The sequence below is a fragment of the Deltaproteobacteria bacterium genome, from assembly GCA_020845895.1.
Classification (GTDB): domain Bacteria; phylum Lernaellota; class Lernaellaia; order JACKCT01; family JACKCT01; genus JADLEX01.
On record JADLEX010000056.1, the window covers coordinates 12,878 to 32,117 of the forward strand.

Annotated in this window: 14 protein-coding genes; 7 read left to right on the forward strand and 7 right to left on the reverse strand. The window is 65.8% G+C overall.

Annotation, left to right across the window (positions count from 1 at the left end):
• Positions 1 to 52 precede the first annotated feature (52 nt).
• Positions 53 to 2,308, reverse strand: coding sequence for a DUF2961 domain-containing protein (locus IT350_07395; GenBank protein MCC6157862.1), 2,256 nt, complete (start codon positions 2,306 to 2,308; stop codon positions 53 to 55).
• Between the two features lie 189 nt (positions 2,309 to 2,497).
• Entirely contained in the window at positions 2,498 to 3,253 is a 756-nt protein-coding gene (locus IT350_07400; protein ID MCC6157863.1) for a hypothetical protein, read from the reverse strand.
• Positions 3,254 to 4,206: 953 nt separating this feature from the next.
• Between IT350_07400 and IT350_07405 the strand changes: the two genes are divergently transcribed.
• On the forward strand, positions 4,207 to 7,044 hold the full coding sequence (locus IT350_07405; GenBank protein ID MCC6157864.1) for a S8 family serine peptidase: 2,838 nt from the start codon (positions 4,207 to 4,209) through the stop codon (positions 7,042 to 7,044).
• A 111-nt stretch (positions 7,045 to 7,155) separates the two neighbouring features.
• On the opposite strand, the gene IT350_07410 is transcribed toward IT350_07405, so the two are convergent.
• From IT350_07410 to IT350_07430, 5 genes are read right to left on the reverse strand one after another with little or no spacing between them, the layout of a single operon-like run.
• A complete protein-coding gene (locus IT350_07410) occupies positions 7,156 to 7,845 on the reverse strand; it encodes a hypothetical protein (GenBank protein ID MCC6157865.1) in 690 nt (229 codons plus the stop codon).
• Positions 7,846 to 7,856: 11 nt separating this feature from the next.
• The gene (gene nrfD, locus IT350_07415) at positions 7,857 to 9,065 is read right to left on the reverse strand and encodes a polysulfide reductase NrfD (GenBank protein ID MCC6157866.1); all 1,209 of its coding nucleotides are present in this window, start codon (positions 9,063 to 9,065) and stop codon (positions 7,857 to 7,859) included.
• Positions 9,066 to 9,075: 10 nt separating this feature from the next.
• The gene (locus IT350_07420) at positions 9,076 to 10,008 is read right to left on the reverse strand and encodes a 4Fe-4S dicluster domain-containing protein (protein ID MCC6157867.1); all 933 of its coding nucleotides are present in this window, start codon (positions 10,006 to 10,008) and stop codon (positions 9,076 to 9,078) included.
• A complete protein-coding gene (locus tag IT350_07425) occupies positions 10,005 to 10,466 on the reverse strand; it encodes a cytochrome c3 family protein (GenBank protein MCC6157868.1) in 462 nt (153 codons plus the stop codon). The genes IT350_07420 and IT350_07425 overlap by 4 nt, the downstream gene beginning before the upstream one ends.
• 26 nt (positions 10,467 to 10,492) lie before the next feature.
• Positions 10,493 to 11,164 carry a glycine cleavage system protein H gene (locus IT350_07430; GenBank protein MCC6157869.1) on the reverse strand — a complete coding sequence of 224 codons (672 nt, stop codon included), beginning with the start codon at positions 11,162 to 11,164 and terminating at the stop codon, positions 10,493 to 10,495.
• A 475-nt stretch (positions 11,165 to 11,639) separates the two neighbouring features.
• On the opposite strand from IT350_07430, the gene IT350_07435 reads away from it, so the two are divergent.
• From IT350_07435 to IT350_07460, 6 genes are all read left to right on the forward strand, one after another.
• Positions 11,640 to 13,364: a HAMP domain-containing protein gene (locus tag IT350_07435; protein MCC6157870.1), complete on the forward strand. Its 1,725-nt coding sequence runs from the start codon at positions 11,640 to 11,642 to the stop codon at positions 13,362 to 13,364.
• Positions 13,365 to 13,384: 20 nt separating this feature from the next.
• On the forward strand, positions 13,385 to 14,728 hold the full coding sequence (locus IT350_07440) for a sigma-54-dependent Fis family transcriptional regulator (protein MCC6157871.1): 1,344 nt from the start codon (positions 13,385 to 13,387) through the stop codon (positions 14,726 to 14,728).
• Between the two features lie 13 nt (positions 14,729 to 14,741).
• A complete protein-coding gene (locus IT350_07445) occupies positions 14,742 to 15,275 on the forward strand; it encodes an archaemetzincin family Zn-dependent metalloprotease (protein ID MCC6157872.1) in 534 nt (177 codons plus the stop codon).
• A gap of 63 nt (positions 15,276 to 15,338) precedes the next feature.
• Positions 15,339 to 17,267 (forward strand): sulfatase-like hydrolase/transferase, encoded by a 1,929-nt coding sequence (locus IT350_07450; protein MCC6157873.1) that lies wholly within the window; start codon positions 15,339 to 15,341, stop codon positions 17,265 to 17,267.
• A 105-nt stretch (positions 17,268 to 17,372) separates the two neighbouring features.
• Entirely contained in the window at positions 17,373 to 18,359 is a 987-nt protein-coding gene (locus tag IT350_07455) for a hypothetical protein (protein MCC6157874.1), read from the forward strand.
• A complete protein-coding gene (locus tag IT350_07460; GenBank protein ID MCC6157875.1) occupies positions 18,353 to 19,114 on the forward strand; it encodes a hypothetical protein in 762 nt (253 codons plus the stop codon). The genes IT350_07455 and IT350_07460 overlap by 7 nt, the downstream gene beginning before the upstream one ends.
• Positions 19,115 to 19,240: the final 126 nt, after the last annotated feature.

Sequence of the window (19,240 nt, forward strand, 5' to 3'; positions counted from 1 at the left end):
CACCCCTCTCCCGCCTGGAGGGAGAGGGGACGTGGGTGAGGGTGCTTTCCCCTCAACATCCGCAACCATCGTCGTCGCCGGACGAATCGTCGTCGGAGTCGTCGTCATCCGCCGCATCATCGTCCGCGTCGTCATCCGCGTCGTCGTCGCCGCACGGCCACGAGGCCGAAAGCGCGTTCGAGACAATTCCGTTCACGCTCGCCATGATCTCGTAGTCGCCGCACACGACCGTCCGAAACCTTCCGTACTCGATCGAATGCCCGCCGGGGCCGTTCACGCTCCACGTCACGAGACCGGTCACGTCTTCCGCCGAGCCGTCCCAGTAGGTCGCGGTCGCGGTGAGCTCGCCGTATTCGCCGAGCACGGGGGCGTCCGCTTTCCAATCGAGCGCCAGCGCTTCGACGCGCGAGGGCAGCGCCGCGTGAATCGTGAACACGCTCCACGCGAACTCGACCCACGGGCGGTCGCTGTTCGCGTTCTCGAAGCGCAGTGCGATCTCGCGCTTGCCGCGCGTGTGCGCCGCGTCGATCAGGAAGTCGTCCTCGAGCATCCGCCGCCACGTGTTCTCGCCGCGCCGGCGCCAAACGCCCGCGTCTACGCCGTCGACATCAACGCGCGCTTCCTGGCCCTCGGTCGCGGCATCGGTGGTGCGTCGCAGGAGCACGCCGTCGTTGTGCGGGTTGATCGCCACGTTGAATTGCGACGCCGAGTCGATCTCGTATCCGTATTCCACGACGTGCTCGCGATCGCGGTCGCCCTCGAAAAACGAATCGAGCTCCACACCCACGCGCCCCTCGGCCTCGTAGTCGGCCTCGGCCTCGCTCGCGGCGTCGCCCAAATCGATCGTCGCCGCGAGGGCGAGCGCGCGGTCGGGCGCGCCGTACCAATACGCCACGCTGCGATAGTCCTCGGCGGGCAGGATGTTGAGCAAATCGTGCTCGATGCCGAAGTGCAGGCCATCCATGAACGGTAGCGGATCGGCGATGTGGAAACGGTAGACCGAGGTGATGTCGTAAAGGCCCGTGTTCGTCTGGCCGACGTAGCCGTGCGTGGGCAACGTGAAGAGGCCCTGATTGAAGTACCAGCCGCCGTTGTAATAGTCCTCGGTCCCCGTGCCGTAGAGCGCGGGTGAACGCGAGCCGTTCACGTGCACGCGCTCGTCGCCTTCGAGAAAAAGCCGCACCGGCACGCCGCGCATCGTGATCGCGCTGCCCACGTAGTGCCCGCGCCCCGCCGCATCGAGCATGGTGTAATCGACAACGAGCTGCGTCACCTCTGACCGACCCAGCGCGTGAAAGTGCCCCGCGTGGATTTCGTAGGGCGCGTCCGCGACCGTCACCTCGTACTCGGCCTCGACCGTCGCCGCGCCGTCGCTCACGAGTTCGATCTCGAAGCTCCGCCAAAACGGCATCGGGAACCAGCAGTAGAACCAATCGTCCGCCGCGCCGACCGGCAGCGCGCGCGGCTCGATCTGCGCGTGCAGCGTGAGAAATAAATCGGGCAGCGGCGCATCGACCTGCGGCTCGGACGCGCCATCGAAGCGGATCCGCAGGCGCACGTCGCGCCACGCCTCGTTCTGCGGCATGTCGAGGCGAAAACGCAGCCCGGCGATGTGCCCAGCGCCCTCGCGACTCGCCACGAGCGCCGTCTCGCCCGGCGCGATGCCCACCTCGCCGGTGAGGATTTCGCCGTCCGTCAGCGGCTTGGGATCGTCGCCCGCGCTCTCCCAGTCGTCGAGCGCCTCGGCGAGATCGATCGCGTCGTCGTAGGGCTCGACGTCATCGCCGTTCGCGAACCTCTCGAAGTTGATGTTGTAGAAGTGCGGCAACCCGGTCGTGGCGATCTTCACCGATTCGCGAAAACAGATCGGCGCGTAGTTGTAGAATCCACCCGACGAGACGAGGTCGTCGCCGGCGATGGGGAAGTCGAAGGGCGGCGTCGCGCCCGAGACGAAGTCCTCGATCGGCAGGTCGATCAAAGGATCGGACTCGCCATCGATCCAAACGAGCAGCGTCCCCGACGTCGACAGATTCGTGAACCAGATCCGTTCCACGCACCCCGCGCCCGCCTCGTCCACCAGCACGTAGCGGTCCTCGTCATCGCGATAGAGGAACGAATAGGTGCCCGCGAAACCGTCGTCGTTGAAGCCGCGCCGGTCGTGGCTCGAGTCCTGCCGCACGAGCGCGGGGACGCGCTGCTCGGGCAAACGCTCGAATGCGTTCGTCAGATCCGCTCCCGTGGGAAACGCCCACGCGGCGGACGCGAGAGCCGTGCACGCCGAAATCAAAACGATGACAACGCGAATCATCCGATGTTTGTATCACGAAGAGATGGCCGTTGTGCAACTCGGAGAGCAGTTTGACGTCAAGTTCGTCGTGTGGAACAGGCGCCTTCGCCTGTTCATGCTCATGCACAGCCGGGGGCGGCTGTGCCACATGACTCGCGAGGGTTCACGCAGCCGGGGGCGGCTGTGCCACGTGATCCTCGCGGGCGCCGACTACAGGTTGCGCGCGAGCCACTCGGCGGCGGCGGCCTCGCGCGTCGCGCCGTCCGCCCCTTCGAGCACGCCTTCATCGAAATACGCTGCGCCCGCCTCGATCGCGATCGCTTGCGCCTCCGGGAAATTCGGCGCGTGGTCCCACACCGCGACGGGGATCTCCTTCTTCGCCAGGCCCTCCAGCGCGGCGCGCAAAGCGGGCGAAACGTCCGCGCCGGGCGAGTCGGGAGTCGTCGCCGCCGGCACGAGCGCCACGAGCGAGGGACGCAGGCGCGCGGAAAACGCCGCGAGGCGCGCGACGTCGGTCAGCGAGAACGTCGGTGCGTCGAGCGCGACGATGTCGAGCGCGCGCCCGCCCAGCACGGCGCTCATGAGCACCGACACGCCGTCGAGCGCGCGGTCGCGGTCGGGTTTTCCGAGCGCGCCGGCCCAGTCGCCGACGAAGACAATCCGCGCCGCCCCCGCGGGCGGAGCGAGCGGTATACGCGCACCGGTTGCGCGGATCACGACGAAGTCGGCCTCGATCGCGACGAGATCCGCGACGTCCGGCTCGCCATCCGGCGCATCGGTGGACACGGCTTCGCGGCCCAGGTCGGGGATGATGACATAGCGGATGACCACTGCGAGGAATGCGAGCAGCGCGAGGTTGACCGCGATCATCACGACCGGCGAGCGGGGTTTGCGCTCGGGGCGTCGGTCGCGGATGCGTTCGGCCAGCCGCGGCTGGCCGTGACTGTCGTCGTCGTCGATCATCATGGCGGCAGGTTACACCGTGCGCGACGCCCGGCCAACGTTGCCGGCACGGCGCGCGGTGCGCCCAGGCGGGCGTGCCGTGGGGTGTCATTCCCGTTACCGCGATGTCCGTGCCGCAAGCGCCATCGCGCGGGCCGTTGCGAGCGACACCGCCTCCCGCGACAAAAACGGCACCGGTTCGAAAGTATCTCCCCGGACCTGCCCCAAGACGCGGAGTTCATGTCACGCGGGGATCGAACCACGAGATCTTGCGGCCCAGCGCACGCGGCGTCCAGATGTGGTTGAATCACACCGGCAACATCGTCTAAACGCCCGGACAACGGCGGAGGCCGGCGAGTGTTGCGACGTTGAAGCAGTTCGTCGCCGGTTGAGTTCTTATTTCCTGAGCCGGTCGGTGCCGCGCAACCGGTCATTCCGAGTACTCTCTGCCTGTCATTGGGTGCTCTCCGGCGGTCATTGAGTGCCCTCCGGCTGTCATTGAGTGCCCTCCCGCTGGCCGGGCTTTTCAAGTTCTTTGGACAAGTGTTCGTGTCCTGGGGGAGTCACTCGCAACAGCCAGCGCGATTTGTCCGACAGAGCCGCGCCCCTGAGGGAGCGGTCTGATCGTCGCCGAAAAATGGGGTCGAACCCGGGCGACCCAGCTGCGGGAGGCGGAAATCCATCGGTTTGGTCGCAGCGGCAACGTGCTCGATACGCAGGACCGCTCCCTCACGGTCGCGGCTCTGTCGTCGCAGTGCATGCGCGCCAGCGCTTGCGGCACGGACGTCGCGGGGCGGAGGTCCCGACCGCAAAGCCGGGGGCGACTGTGCCACATGAGTAAAGGCCGCCCACAGCCGAGCGGGAGCTGTGCGAACTGCACTGACGCTCCCGCGTCGATCGCGCGGGATTTCTTCCCTGCTTTTTCGACGCGAATTGCGTTAGAATCCCGCCGGGCTCGGGCCCGAATGGGAGATGCCATGTCCGCTTTTCGTTTTTCCCGCCATGTTTCCGTTCTCGTCGCTTTGATGGTTTTCGTAATGTCACCCGCCGCCGCGTACGCCGCGCGATTCGACGACGCGCTCGTGGACGCGCTGGCCGAGGCTGCGCCGGGCGAAACGCTGAATGTCTACGTCGTGATGGCGGAGTCGGTGGATCTGTCCTCGCTCACGTCGTACATGGACGACGCGCGCCTGACCCGCGCGCAGCGGCACCTGTTGGTCGTCGAGGAGTTGCAGGACATGGCTGCGTCGACGCAGAGCGCGCTGCTGGGCACGCTGGCCGGCGCGGGCGCGGCGGTGCGCCGGGTGCGTCCGTTCTGGATCGCCAACGCGGTCGCGGTCGAGGCCGACGCCGCGTACATCGAATCGCTGCGCGCGCGGCGCGATATCGCGAGCGTCTATCTCGATCCGCCGCTGGAGCTGATCGAGCCGGTGGCCGTGGGCGACGCGATCGCCGCGGACGACGTGGCCACGGGGATTCTCGGCAGCATCACGGCGTCGCGCGCGCCGGAACTTTGGGCGATGGGATACGACGGCACGGGCGCGCTCGCGTGCGATCAGGACACCGGCGCGGACGCCACGCACCCCGCCTTCGCCGACCGCTGGCGCGGACTCGACGGCGGCGTGTTGCCCGAACACGCGTGGTTCGACCCGGTCGGCAGCGAGACCTTTCCGACGGACTCCGGCTCGCACGGAACGCATACCCTCGGCACGATCCTCGGCGACGACGGCGCGGGGCACCAGATCGGCATGGCGCCCGGGGCCAAGTGGATCGGCGCGAAGACGATCGACGTGCCCGGCGGCAACATTTACAGCGACGCGATCGCCGCGTTCGAGTGGATGGCGGATCCCGACGGCAATCCCGGCACGGTGGACGACGTGCCCGACGCGGTGAACAACTCTTGGGGCATTCCGAATCCGTCGTGCGCGAACGACTTCTACGCGGCGATCGACGCGGCCGAGGCGGCGGGGGTGGTGGTACTCTTCGCGGCGGGCAACGAGGGACCGGCGGCCAAGACGCTGCGTTCGCCGGGCAACCGCATCACGACGTCGCTCAACACCTTCTCGGTGGGCGCGCTCAAGCAGGACAATACGACGATCACGAGCTTTTCGTCGCGCGGCCCGTCGCGCTGCGACAACCTGACGCTGAAGCCCGAGGTCTCGGCGATCGGCGACAACGTGTTGTCGTCGGTGCCGGGCAACAACTACAGCACCATGAGCGGCACCTCGATGGCGACGCCCGCGGTGACCGGCGCGGCGATTCTGCTGCGCGGCGCGTTTCCCGAGGCGACCGTCGATCAGGTCAAGATGGCTCTGTACGAAACCGCGGTGGATTTGGGCGCGGCGGGCGAGGACAACATCTACGGGCGCGGGCGTATCGACGTGGTCGAGGCGTACTGGTGGCTGCTCGCGGAGATGGTCACGTCGAACGCGACGCTCTCCGTCGACCGCGCGCTGTACTCGTGCGATGACCTCGTGCGCGTGACGGTGACCGAGGGCGATCTGTCCGGCTCGCTGAACGTGACCGTGAAGAGCACCACCGAGGCCGGCGGCGAAACGCTCGCCCTCGCCGAGGACGTGGATGTGGACGGACTGTTCCGCGGCCAGATCGCGACCGCGACCGGCGCGCCCGCGGCCGATGGCGTGCTCCAGCTGACCAACGGCGACACGATCACGGTGACGTACACCGACGCAAACGACGGCGAAGGCGGCATCAACGTCGTGGAGACGAAAAACGCGAGCGCCGATTGCGCCGCGCCCGCGTTCGCCGGGGCGACCGGCGCGACCGGGCTCGACAACGAGGCCGAGATCACGTGGGATCCCGCGACCGATCTGGGCGTGGTTGTTTACAACATCTACCGAGCCGATGCGTCGGGCGGGCACGATTTCGACGACCCGATCGACACGGCGACCGAATCACCCTGGCTCGACCAGTGGGCGCCCAACGGGGCGGACTGGTACTACGTCGTGCGCGCTTGCGATCCCTTCGGCAACTGCGACGGCAACACGGTCGAGGTGACGGCGTCGCCCACCGGGCCCGACCGCATCTTCTTCGACAACTTCGATCTGGAGCCGCGAGCGTGGCAGATCGTGGACGGCGGCTCGAACACGGCGACCTGGAACTCCGACAACGCGGGGTCGCGATCGTCGCCGCACTGGACCGACCGATTCATCGCGGCGGACAAGGAGACGACGGGCGCGCTCCAGCGAATGGACGAGCAGCTCATCACACCGCCGCTCGACTGCTCGCACCACGAGGGCATCGAACTGCGTTTCCGGCACGAGTATCGCCACGGCCTGCTCGACCGCGCGCAGGTGGCGTGGTCATACGACGGCGCGACGTGGACGAATCTCGTGAACTGGGGCGCGGATCAGGAGGGCGCGGTGACCTTCGACCTGCCCGAGGCGGATCTCTACCCGCAGGTCTTCGTGCTGTTCTATTTCAAGAACGCGGGGCTCGATGCGCAGTACTGGGGTCTCGACAACATCGAGGTCGTGGGATGGCCGAGCACCGGCACGCCGACGACGACCACCTCCACGACAACATCGACAACGACCACGACGATTCCCGGAGACGACGACACCGACGACGACACGGCGGATGATGACGCGGATGACGACACCGCCGACGACGACATTGTGGACGACGACACGACGGATGACGACACCGTCGACGACGACGTCGTGGACGACGACACGACGGATGATGACACCATCGATGACGACTCCCTGGACGACGATACGGCGGATGACGACACCGTCGACGGAGCGGACGACAGCGGCGGGAACAACAACGACGGCGGCTGCGGGTGCTGAGCGCGCTGGACGTGCAGTCGGAGACAGAGCCTTCATTCGAAAAGCGTACTTGAAAAAAATCCGCCGGCCGCGTTGGCGGCCGGCGAAGGGTCATGGAAGGTCCGTCGATTTCTACTGAAGATCCTCGTCCAGGAACTGGCGGGCGATCATCTCCCAGTCGTTCGCACCGGCGGCCTTGGCGAGGCCGTCGACCGCCTCGCCACCGTCCGCGGCGACCATTCCCATCTCGTGCGTGGCGGCGAAGAACTCGTCCATCACGCGCGTCATCCACTGCTTCGCCCGCTCACCGTCGAAGAGCGATCCGCGCACGTCCGCCGGGTCCGCGGGTTTCACACGCAGCAGCCAACCCGCCTGATAGGGATCGTTGTTGAATACGTCGGCGTCGGCCGCGGCCAGCGCGTTCACGCCGACGACCGTGCCGTCGAGCGGCGAACGCACGTCGAAGCGCCGCCCGTCCACGACCAGCGTGAAGGCCCGCGCGCCCTTGCGAAGCACGGCGCCTTCGGCGGGCAGCACGACTTGCGTGACGCGGCCGAGCAGCTTGCGGGCGAAGTCGTCCGCGCCGACGAGCACGTTCTGGCGCACGAAGCGCGCCCACGCGTGGCCGGGGTGGAACGCCAGGTCGGCCGGCATCGCGATGCCCTTGATTCGCTCGACCGCGGCGCGCACCGCCTTGGCCGGATTCATCGGCCGGGCGACCTTGTAGAGAGCGACAAAGGCGAGCATGAGGCCGAAAGCGAGGGCGTACTCGACCTGTTTGATGAAGGTGACGTAGTCGACGAAGGTGTTGAATTCATGCATGGCTCGCCCCTCTAGTCGTGGTCCGGGAATTCGGGCAGCCGATTCAGAATCGGCATACGGTTGACGATCCAGCGGAAGATCCACACGCCGAAGACGACGAGCGTCGCGGAGACCGCGATCTCCATCCAGGACGGCACGTAGCGATCCGGCAAATTCCAATTCAGCGCGATGACGGCGACGTTCATGCGGTTGAGCAGCAGGCCGAGCACGGTGACCACGCTGCCCCAGCGAACCAGCGTCGCGCTCTCGCGCCAGATGCCGAGCAGGAAGAGGACGGACGGCAGGGCGATGCCCGCGACGATCTCGACGGCCCACCACGCGCCCCATCCGGTGAAAATGTGATTCCAGGACATGCCGTGCGCGATCGACAGGAGCTTGAGGCCGAGATACGCGAAGAGGGCGAACATCGCCGCCTTGCCGAGCCCCAGCGTCAGCCGGTCGATCGTCTCGTGGTCGTTGTGGGACAGCTTGTGGCCGAACACCTTGTGGGAGACGAGGCTCTCGACGACCAGCATCGCGATACCGCCGGCCACGCACGACGCGAAGAAGAGATACGGCAGATAGGGCGAGTACCACAGCGGGTGCAGCCGCGTGGGCATGAGCAGGAAGAGCGCGCCCAGCGCCGACTGATGCCCCATCACGAGCACCGAACCCAGGATCACCGCGCCGATATGGATGCGGTGCAGCCACGCGCGCACGGCTCGCAGACGCAGCCACTCGACCGCCGCGGGCAGGAATTCGAGGAACTGGATCGTGATGTACAGGAACAGATGCTCGGCGACGAGGAACATGACCGACGCGGTGCCCATCGAGACGAAGAGGGGATAGGGCAAGCGCCACGGACGGCCGAGGTCGATGGCGAGACCGAAGACCGCGAGAGCGTATCCGAGGAAGCCGGTGAGGATCGCCGGGCGGACCATCGGTTTGTACTCGGTGCGCCCGAGGATGTAGACGCCGACGACCATGGCGAATCCGCCGGTGGCGATCGCCACGCCGAAGAACATGTCGAAGCCGAGCCAGATACCCCACGGGTTGGTGTTGGACAGGTTCGTCGTCGCGCCGAGGCCCCAGATGAACCGGGCGATGATGACCGGCAGGCCGACGGCGACGATCGCCGCACCCACGAGATTCCACGGAGTGACGAGGCTGCGCAGGTAGTCGCGCACGCTCTGACCGAGCAGGATGTTTTCGCGAACCCAGGCCCGTCCTTCGGGCGTCATGACGAGCGGACTACTCATGATCGTCCTCCGCGCGCGCGTCGTCCCGCCGACGGGTGACGCTGTAGATGCCGGCCAGAAGCACGGGGAGCGTGATGTGCAGGACCGGGATGGTGGACAGGAATCCGTAGGTCGCCTTGGGCATCGGCTCCAGCGGAAGGTTTGTCGGGAAGCCGATTTGATCGAAGGGGACCCTGGAGATGTAGAGCACGCTCGTTCCGCCGAGTTCCTTCTCGCCGAAGATGTGCTTCACGTAGCCGGCGTCCTTTTCCAGACGCTTGCGGGCTTCCTCGATCAGCACTTCGCGCCGCCCGAAGACGATCGCGTCCTGCGGGCAGATCGAGGCGCAGGCCGGAGCGCCCTGCTTGTCGATATTGTGGAAGCACATCTCGCACTTGCGCACGCGCGGATCGAACGCGCTGTCGTATTCGTACGCGGGCATCGCGAAGGTGCACGCCTGCATGCAATAGCGGCAGCCGATGCACACGTCGGGGTTGTAGGTCACCGCGCCGTTGATGTTCTTCTCAAACGCCCGGGCCGGGCACGCGGAAACGCACGCCGGTTCGGAGCAGTGCATGCATTGGTTCTTCACGAAGACCGGAGCGGCGCCCTCGGCGGGGATACGCTTGTTGACGACGGTGAAGTGCGTGGCGTCGGTGCGCCGAATTTCGTCGAAGACCTTGTCGGACTCGTACTCCGCCGGGTGATTGCCGAGGTGATTGGCCTCGTTGCACGCGGCTTCGCAGCTTCGGCAGCCGATGCAGCGCGACAGGTCGATCAACACCGCCAGCGTGTCCTTGTGCAGCTCGATGCGGGGCGCGGCGCTCGCGGTCCCGGGCAGCAGGGGGGTCGCCGCCGCGGCCGCACCGCCCAGGAACATCAGGCGCAGGAAGTCCTTGCGGCTGACGGACTTGTCGCACGAAGTGTTCGTCGTGTTCGTCGTCATGGCTTCACCTCGCCGGTCGGAGCGGGGGCCGGAGTCGGCTTCGCCGCAACGTTTTTTGCGTGGCAGCCGGTGCAGGCGACGGGTCCGGCCTGAAGCGACTTGTGGCAACCCACGCACTGGATGTGGTAGGCGCGCTTGAGGGCGGCGGGCTTGCCGGCTTCCGTGACGATTTCGTCGGGCCGATGGCATCCCGAGCAGCTGAAGTCGAAGTTCTCGAGCCCCTTGTGATGGCAGCTCGCGCATCCGTTATCGACGTAGTCGTTGTGCGTCTTGTGCGCGAAGGTGACGGGGCCGAAGTGCGGGCCGATGGGCCGGATGGTCACGCTCTCGGGCGGATCCACCGGCGGCCCGGCCGTCTCCTGGCCCATCACCGCGGCCGCGGAGCCCGCCAGAACGATCAGGGCGATCGTCGCGGCGAGGCCGGCGGCCGTTCGGGTGGTGGGGTAGTTGCGTGGCATGGGTCTCTCCTTGCGATGATAAAAAGTCAAACCGATTTGGATTCGTCGCGGCCGCGGCCGTAGACGATCTCGCAAACGTGATTCCAGGTGTCGTCGTCCATGTGGCGCGCCGCGCCTTCCTGCACCTCGTCGCCGTCGGCCATCGCCGGGCCGAGCTGCGGCGCGCAGGCCGCGAACAGGCGGATCTTCTGGACGTCGAACCACTTGCGGAAACGCGCCGGGGTGTAGAGATCCGGCAGTTCGCTCAGGGCGTGATCGGGGGCGATCTTGATGATCCACGCGTCGTCGGCGAAGGGATTGCCGAGCTTCGCGGGATGCGCGACGAGATCGCGATGCACCTCATACACCGTGCCGGTCAGCGGCGCCGGCATTGCCAGCTCGCGCTCGCCGATGCGCAGCGTCCACGCCGGTTTTCCCTTGGTCACGCGGTCGCCCGGCTCCGGAGCCTGGATCGCGTCGATCGTGCCGGCGAGCCGCCGGGTGAACTCGTCGAGGCCGACCGTGAAGGCAGCCCGGTCGAGGCGGAGCCAGGTGTGGCCCTCGGTGTAGAGCATGTCCCGATCGGGTTCGCCCATGGCGTCCAGCGCGAACTTCTTCAGAAACATTTCCTTCGCCTTGCGGTGCGCAAGGCGCTCGACGACGAGGGCGTCGAGCGCGATGGCGGTGATGAAGAAGGCGGCGACGATGATGATGACCATGGGGTCCTCCCTTCTCGGGTTCGAGGCGTGCTCCCTTGGGCTTTACCTCGGTTCGCTTCCGCCTGTTTCCATATCCAAGAAGCGGGCCAAGTCACAAATTTCAAATATTCTCCTTTATAATCAAACGGTTACGAGTTCACGGCACGTCCCCGTGGCGCTCGACCGGGCCGAAAAGTGTCGAGGAATTCAACAGTGGATTCTCACAACCGCGAGTTTCGAGCGTAAGCACATGAAATCGCTGATAAAATTTGTTGTTGAATTTCGCGACAGCCCTTTTCGGAGGGATGCCGAATAGTTCAACACGCCGACGAGCCATCGCTGTAGGATATTTCGGCACGCGACTTTTTCGCCTTATTTATCAGGCCACTGGCGCTTTTTTATGGACATGCGAGTCCGCTTTGTGGTACCCTTGCGTCGTGCTCGGGAATCCCGAGCGGAATTTCGTCCGCAAATGGCGGGCGGGTTGGATTTGGCGATGTCGGGTTCGGAAAACGCCGCGCGTGCGCCCGGCGGCCTCGGTCGTCGCGCGTTGCGTTGGTTCGCGAGGCAGCCGCTCCAACACAAGTTGGTCGTCGCCACGCTCCTGCTGACCCTCACTCCTCTCATTGTCTATTCTTCAGTCGCCGCCGGTTTCCAGCGCGCCCGCGCCGTGGACAGCGCCCGCGAGGCTCTCGAGTTCGCGTCCATGAGCATCCTGCGCCTGTGCGAGGCGCAGGAGGCCCTCAACCGATTCCACGAGAATCGCTTTCAGGTTGCGGACGGCGTGAGCGGCGCGACGATGGGCTGGCGCGAAGGCGGCCAATTCAAATCGCTGCGCGACGTCGTGCGCGAGGTGCGCGTCGGGCGCCACGGCGAGAGCGTCGTCTTCGACGGCGAGGGCCGCGCACGCATCCATCCCCGCTTGGCGGAAGGCGAGGCCCTCGACCGGGACGGCCCCGACGCGGCGACCACCCGCGAATTGCTCGATACCGCCCGCGCGCTAGGGGCCGGGCAGATCGCGCTGCGCGAGATTCCTTGGGCGAGCGGGGGCGCAACGGCGAAGCGACTGGCCGCCGTCGGCTACTTCGCGCCGTACGACTGGGTGGTGCTGGTCAGCGAGAACGAAGCCGACATTCTGGCCGAATACCATCGCGGACGGCGCGCCTTTCTCGTACTCTTCGTCGTCACCGTCGCCCTCATTCTCGTGGGCGTGCAGGTGATCTCCGCGTGGATGATGCGGCCGATCGTCACCCTCACCGCCGCGACCGAGGTGGTGGCCGAGGGCAGCTTCGACGTCCCCCTCCCCCGCGCCCCGGCCGACGACGAAATCGGCCGCCTCACCCGGGCGTTCGGGCGCATGGTCGATCAGCTCAACGCTGCCCGCGAAAACCTGCTCGAATGGAATCGCACGCTCGAGGACAAGGTCGAGGCCCGCGCCCGCGAGCTCGAAACCGCGCGCGACCGCGTGCTCGAATCGGAGAAGATGGCGTCGCTGGGCAAGATGGCCGCGATGGTGGCGCACGAGATCAACAACCCGCTCTCGGGCGTGCTCAGTTACGTCAAAGTCTGCCGTAAGTTGATCGATGCCGAGCCGACCCCCGAACGCCTCGACGCCATCCGCCGCCATCTCGACACCGGAGCCGTCGAAATCAAGCGCGTGGGCGACATCGTGCGCAACCTGCTCATGTTCGCCAAACGCACCTTCGGCGAGTTCGCCACGGGGCCGCTCAACGAGATCGTGCGCCGCGCGGCGGGGCTCGTGCGCCACGGCATGGACATGAAGAACATCGCGTTCGAGCAGGATCTGTCGGCGACCGAACTGACGCTCGTCCACTGCGATGCGAGCGGGCTGGAGCAGGTGCTCGTGGCGCTGTTCGTCAACGCGATGGACGCCATGGAGCCGGGCGGGCGACTCCTGGTCTCCACCGACTATGAGAATAAGGAAGAGGTGCGCATCCGCGTGCACGACACCGGCAAGGGCATCGAGCCCGATTTGCTGCCGCACATCTTCGAGCCGTTTTTCACCAGCAAGACCTCGGGCAAGAGCATCGGCATGGGCCTTGCCGTGGTGTGGGGCGTGGTGCAGGCGCACCACGGTCGCGTGAAGGTGAACTCGACGCCGGGCATCGGCACGACGTTCACGATCACGCTGCCCCTGCGCGGTCCGTCCGACGAAGCGGGCGCGTCGGCGTTCGGGCGCGTGACGAAATCGGGAGCCTGATGTTTTTCGGAGTGTGAGCCATGGAAACCTCGGATATCGGCATTCTGATCGTGGACGACGAATTCTCGGTGCGCGACTCGCTCGACGCGTGGTTTTCGGCGGACGGGTTCCGCACGGGCACGGCGGCGAGCGCGGACGAGGCATTGGCGGCGCTGGACCGCGGCAAGTGGGAGATCGTGCTGACCGACATCAAGATGCCGGGCATGGACGGCATGGCGCTGCTGCGTCGGATCAAATCCACAACGCCCGACACGGTTGTCATCATGATCACCGCGTTCGCGGCGGTGGACACGGCCATTCAGGCGCTCAAGGACGGCGCGTTCGACTACATTTGCAAGCCCATCGACCCGGACGAACTGACGCACATCGTGCGCAACGTGATGGACGCGATCCGGCTGCGCAACGAGAACCGTGAGCTGCGCGAGGGCATCGACCGGCTCGCCGCCGTGGACGAGATCGTCGGCGGCTCCGCCGCGATCCGCAACATGATCCGGCTGATCGGCGAGGTCGCGCCGACCGACTCGACGGTGATGATCCGCGGCGAATCGGGCACGGGCAAGGAGCTCGCCGCCCGCGCGATCCACATGAACAGCCGCCGCAAGTATTTCAGCCTCGTCACGGTCAACTGCGGCGCCATCGCAGAGACGCTGCTGGAAGACGAACTGTTCGGCCACGAAAAGGGCGCGTTCACCGGCGCGCAGTATCTGCGCAAGGGCAAGCTCGAAACCGCGGACCGGGGCACGATCTTTTTCGACGAGATCGGCGACATCCCCCCGCGCATGCAGATCGACATTTTGCGCGTCATCGAGACCAAGCGATTCACGCGGCTCGGCGGCGACAAGGAGATCGGCGTCGATTTCCGCATCATCAGCGCCACCAACCGCGACCTGGAGCAGATGGTGAAGGACGGCACCTTCCGCGAGGACCTCTACTATCGCCTCAACGTCTTTCGCATCGACCTGCCCGCGCTGCGCGACCGCGCCGAGGATATCGAGCCCATCGCGCGCTACTGGCTCGGCCGGCTCGTCGAGCAGATGAACAAGCCGGTCGAAGGCTTCACCGAGCAGGCCCTCGCCCGCCTCGCCGCGCACCCGTGGCCGGGCAACGTGCGCGAGCTGCGCAACGTCATCGAGCGCGCGCTGGTGTCGGCGCGCGGGCGACGCATCGACGCGGCGGACCTGTCGCTGCCCGCGACCGGCGGCCCGGCCGCCCCCACGCTGATGTCCATCGCAGACATGGAGAAGGTGCACATCGAGCACGTGCTGCGTCAGGTGGACTGGAACATCTCGCGCGCGGCCGAAGTGCTGGAGATCGACCGGGCCACGCTGTACAACAAGATCAAGAAATACGGGCTGCGAACCTGAACCGGGCGCGAATGTGTCGATTGTTCTTCGTCCGATCGGCTACGTGGACGCGGCGCTGCTGGACGCGATCGCGCCGCGCGTGGCGCGGTGGTGCCGGCGCGAGGTGCGGCTCGACCCCCGCGCGATCGATCCCGAGCCCGCCCGCGACCCGAAACGCCATCAGTACCACGCGGGCGTTCTGCTCCAGAATTTGCTCGACGAGTCGAACGACGCGGCCACAGACGCGCGCGTGCTGGGCGTGACCGGCGTCGATCTGTTCATCCCCATTTTCACGTACCTGTTCGGTCAGGCGCAGCTCGGCGGGCGCGCGGGCATCTTTTCGACGCACCGTTTGCGCGAGGAATTTTACGGCGGCGGGCACGACGGCGACCGGCTCGTCGCGCGCGCGGTCAAGGAAGCGGTGCACGAACTCGGTCACACGTTCGGCCTGCGGCACTGCATCGACCCATCGTGCGTGATGCGCTCGTCCACCTATATCGAAGAGGTCGATCAGAAGGGCGAGGACTTTTGCCTCGCGTGCGCGGCGCATCTGCACGCGCCGACTTGACATCGCCCGCCGCCGCGCCGATATCTTTCGGGATTTCGTCCATCGAATTTTTTGGAGTTGCCGTTGAGCGAGCGCGGTCAGCCCGGTCCCATCGACGGCATCGCGCGTTTCGCAAACCGGTGGATGCTGGTCGCATTCGCATGGACGATCGGCGGCTTCGTGCTCGGTGTGATGCGCGCCGGGCCCTACGACTACCTTGACCGCGGCCTGCCCGGCGTCTTCGTCGCCACGGTGCAGAAATTCCTCGCCCCCGGCATCGAAAACGGCCTCGCCGTCGGCTTCGTGTTCGCCGTGCTCGTCGCCGTCGCGCGGCGGCTCGGCGGGCGACCCGCCGTGCGTGTCCTCGTCGCCGCCACGCCCACCGTGCTAATCATCGTGTCGTACGTCTTCTACGAGCGCGTCACGCTCGAGGGCGGACGGATGTTCAACATCGTCAACCTCACGATGACCATCAACTCGCCCGCCGAGCTGCTCGAAGTTTTTGTGCGTCTCGGCATGGCGGTCGAACCCCTTGCGTTCCGCGTCGTGCGGATCGCCCTGGCCGGGCTGCTCGCGGTCGCGTTCCTCGTCGTCGCCCACATCGTCCGTCGCCCGCGCGCCGCCGCCCCCGCCTGCCGACACCGCGCCCGCGCGTGGGTCGCCCCGGTGCTGCTCGTCGCGATGGTGATGCTCGGAGGACTCCTCGGCCGCCAGGCGACCGATCCGCTGCCCGCCGGCGCGGGCGACATCGTGCTCATCAGTATCGACACGCTGCGCGCCGACCATCTTCAGGTTTACGGCTACGAACGCGACACTGCGCCCGCCCTCACGCGGCTTGCCGCCGATGGCGTGGTCGTCGATCAGTTCATCTCCCATGCCCCGTGGACGCTGCCCGCGCACGCGTCGATCTTCACCGGACTCATGCCGCACGAGCACGGCGCGACCGACTGGCGTCACAAGATCCGCGATTCGGTCGGCGTTTTTCCCGAGGCGCTGCGCCAGCGTTCGTACCGCACGGGGGCTTTCGTCAACGGCGTGTACGTGTCCGACAAGTTCGGGTTCGACCGCGGCTTCGATGTCTTCCGCTTCGACGAAACCACCCACGCCGCCGAAAACGTGCGCGACGCCGCCCTGTGGCTGTTCTCCGACCGGCGCCCCGGATTCCTCTTCATCCACCTGTTCGATACGCATCATCCCTATGTCCCGCCGCCTGAGACGTATGGGATATTCGGCCCGCCGACGCCGAAGCTGATGGACAAGCAGACGGTGTTCTCGGAGTTCCTCGACTGGGCGCGGGTCGATCCGCACTACACCTCGCGCGCGACCATCAACCGCTACGACGAGTTGATCCTTTACGTCGATCAGATGCTCGGGCGGTTTTTCCTGCGCATGCAAGAATTGGGGCGTTACGACAACGCCCTCATCGTCGTGCTTTCCGATCACGGCGAGGAATTCTTCGACCACGGCTACTGGGGGCACTCCAACTTCCTCTACGAAGAAATGGTGCGCGTGCCGCTCATCGTGAAGTGGCCGAAGGGCGCGTGCGCCGGCTCGCGCCTGGTTGACGCGCCGATTCCGGCCCGGGCCGTCGCCAAGCTCATCCTCGACGCCTCGACAGACGACGCGCGCCGGGGCGAACTGCTGCGCTGCGAAAAGGACGGCGTGCCGAAACTCCTGCACGACCTCGTCGAGCGCGGACCGATCGTCTCCGAGACGCAGTCGATGGGCCCGAACCGCTTTTCGGCGCGAACGACGACCGAGAAGCTCATCGAGCCTTTCATGCCCGGCAACCCGCGCGACATCCGCGCGATGGCCCGCCCGTGGGAGTACTTCCGATTGAAAGACGACCCGCGCGAGATTTTCAACCTCTACGAACCCGGCGGCGCGGCCGCGTTGGAAAAAGCGATCGAGACCGCCCGCCGTGACCGAGAAACCGCTTCCGGCGATATGGAGAACATCCAACTCGACCGCCGCACGCTCGACCGCCTCAAGTCGCTCGGGTATCTGAACTGACCGCCCGCACGTCGCGGCGTCACGTCCCGCCCCTTTTGGCCTAACTCTTGAAATGCACGATAACATGTTTTATGTTAGAGTGCATAATGAGTGTTAGGAGCCGTCATGACGCTCGGGCTTGTCGACTTTGAGCGCTACCTCGTGGAAGCGCTCGCCATTTCCGTGTCCGGTCGACCGTGGCTTGGCGGCCAACGCCTTCCCGCGTTCCTCCGAGGCAATTACGCCTTTTTCGAGTGCGAGATCGACGGGCACCCCTGCCTGATCATGCAAGATCGAAACCGGGAGGACGTTTCCCCGGCTACGGTTCGCAAGCACATGGCGATGGTCCGCGGAAAATGGAGCGCGGACGTCATCTACGTGTGCGATCGCGTCACGGCATACAACCGCAAGCGCCTGATCGAACAGAAGGTGCCCTTCGTCGTACCCGGCAACCAGATGTATCTCCCAATGTCAGGCATCGACCTTCGAGAGCATTTCCGTAAGCTCCAAACGGAGAATCGGAAGTTTGCCCCAGCGACACAGGCTACGATCATTCACCTGCTGCTGAATGAGTCCGCGGGGAGTCGCATCACTCCCACCGAAACGGCGGCAGCGTTGAGTTACACACCCATGACAATGACACGGGTGTTCAACGAAATCGAAGCGGCGAACCTTGCCGCGCCCATCAAGCACGGAATCGGGCGATGCCTGATCATGCCAGGAAACCTGAGAGATCTCTGGACCAACGCTTTGCCGTATCTGCGCAGCCCCATCGAACGAAGGGTCAGCGGAAAACTCAGCACGTGGGAATCGCCGGGGCCACTGGCGGGGATCGCGGCCCTGGCCCGATATTCCGATCTCGCGGAACCGGAACACCCCACGTTCGCGGTCAGTCGCGAGCGTTGGAAAATGCTCCGGCAATCCGGACAGGTTCAGGAACTTCCATCCGAGGAAACGGACGCCGCGCAATTTGAGGTTTGGCGCTATTCGCCACAACCCCCAAAGAACTGCAAAGTGGTCGACCGGCTTTCCCTGTATCTCTCGCTGAAGGACGATCCGAACGAGCGCGTGGAAGCCGCTCTCGACGAACTGTTGCGGGGCGTACCGTGGTGAAGGGTCTCGAAATCTTCCGGGAGCACTTTCGGCTCCTCGCGGACAGATATCTGCTGATCGGGGGCACGGCGTGTGACCTCGCGATGAATGCCGCGGGGGTCGAGTTCCGCGCGACCAAGGATCTCGACATCGTCCTGTGCGTTGAGACACTGGATGCGGCATTCGTCACGGCGTTCTGGGAATTCGTCCGCGCGGGCGGATATCAAGCCAGGCGAAAGGAGATGGGAGGGCGGCAGTGCTACCGGTTTCAGAATCCGACGGATGCCGATTACCCGTCTATGTTGGAGTTGTTTACGCGGAAACCAGATCTGCTTGATCTCCCCGAAGGCGCTCACCTGACACCGATTCCGATGGGGGACGAAGTATCGAGCCTGTCGGCGATCCTCATGGAAGATGATTACTATCGATTCATCCAAGGCGGACGGAAAAGCGCCGAAGGGTTGACCTATCTCGGACCTGAGCACCTGCTGCCGCTCAAGGCCCGCGCGTGGCTCGACCTGACGGCGCGAACAGCCGAGGGGCAACCTGCTGACGGTCGGGACGTCAGAAAGCACGGGAACGATGTGTACAGGCTCTATCAAATCCTCGACCCCGACTTCGCGGGGGATGTTCCCGAGACCGTCCGTCACGACCTGCGGAACTTCGTCACACGGATGCGCGACGAGACAATCGACCTCAAGGCGCTCGGAGTGCGAGGCGCGGATCGAGATTCGATACTGGAAGAGATCCGCCGCATTTATCGACTGGGAACCTGAACCCCGTCGGACGTCACGCTCCCCCGCCTTGGCGCGAACGGCGATTCGGGTTAAACACGTCCGCCGGCCCCGGCGGGATTCCCCGGGGCCGCGTTGCGAACCTCGGTGGAAACGCCGCACGAACGG

Coding starts and splice junctions, on each gene's coding strand:
- IT350_07430 (MCC6157869.1), bottom strand. CDS start 11,164: ATGGTCATCATCATCGTCGCCGCCTTCTTCATCACCGCCATCGCGCTC.
- IT350_07410 (MCC6157865.1), bottom strand. CDS start 7,845: ATGCATGAATTCAACACCTTCGTCGACTACGTCACCTTCATCAAACAG.
- IT350_07420 (MCC6157867.1), bottom strand. CDS start 10,008: ATGACGACGAACACGACGAACACTTCGTGCGACAAGTCCGTCAGCCGC.
- IT350_07400 (MCC6157863.1), bottom strand. CDS start 3,253: ATGATGATCGACGACGACGACAGTCACGGCCAGCCGCGGCTGGCCGAA.
- nrfD (MCC6157866.1), bottom strand. CDS start 9,065: ATGACGCCCGAAGGACGGGCCTGGGTTCGCGAAAACATCCTGCTCGGT.
- IT350_07405 (MCC6157864.1), top strand. CDS start 4,207: ATGTCCGCTTTTCGTTTTTCCCGCCATGTTTCCGTTCTCGTCGCTTTG.
- IT350_07455 (MCC6157874.1), top strand. CDS start 17,373: ATGACGCTCGGGCTTGTCGACTTTGAGCGCTACCTCGTGGAAGCGCTC.
- IT350_07440 (MCC6157871.1), top strand. CDS start 13,385: ATGGAAACCTCGGATATCGGCATTCTGATCGTGGACGACGAATTCTCG.
- IT350_07395 (MCC6157862.1), bottom strand. CDS start 2,308: ATGATTCGCGTTGTCATCGTTTTGATTTCGGCGTGCACGGCTCTCGCG.
- IT350_07435 (MCC6157870.1), top strand. CDS start 11,640: ATGTCGGGTTCGGAAAACGCCGCGCGTGCGCCCGGCGGCCTCGGTCGT.
- IT350_07425 (MCC6157868.1), bottom strand. CDS start 10,466: ATGCCACGCAACTACCCCACCACCCGAACGGCCGCCGGCCTCGCCGCG.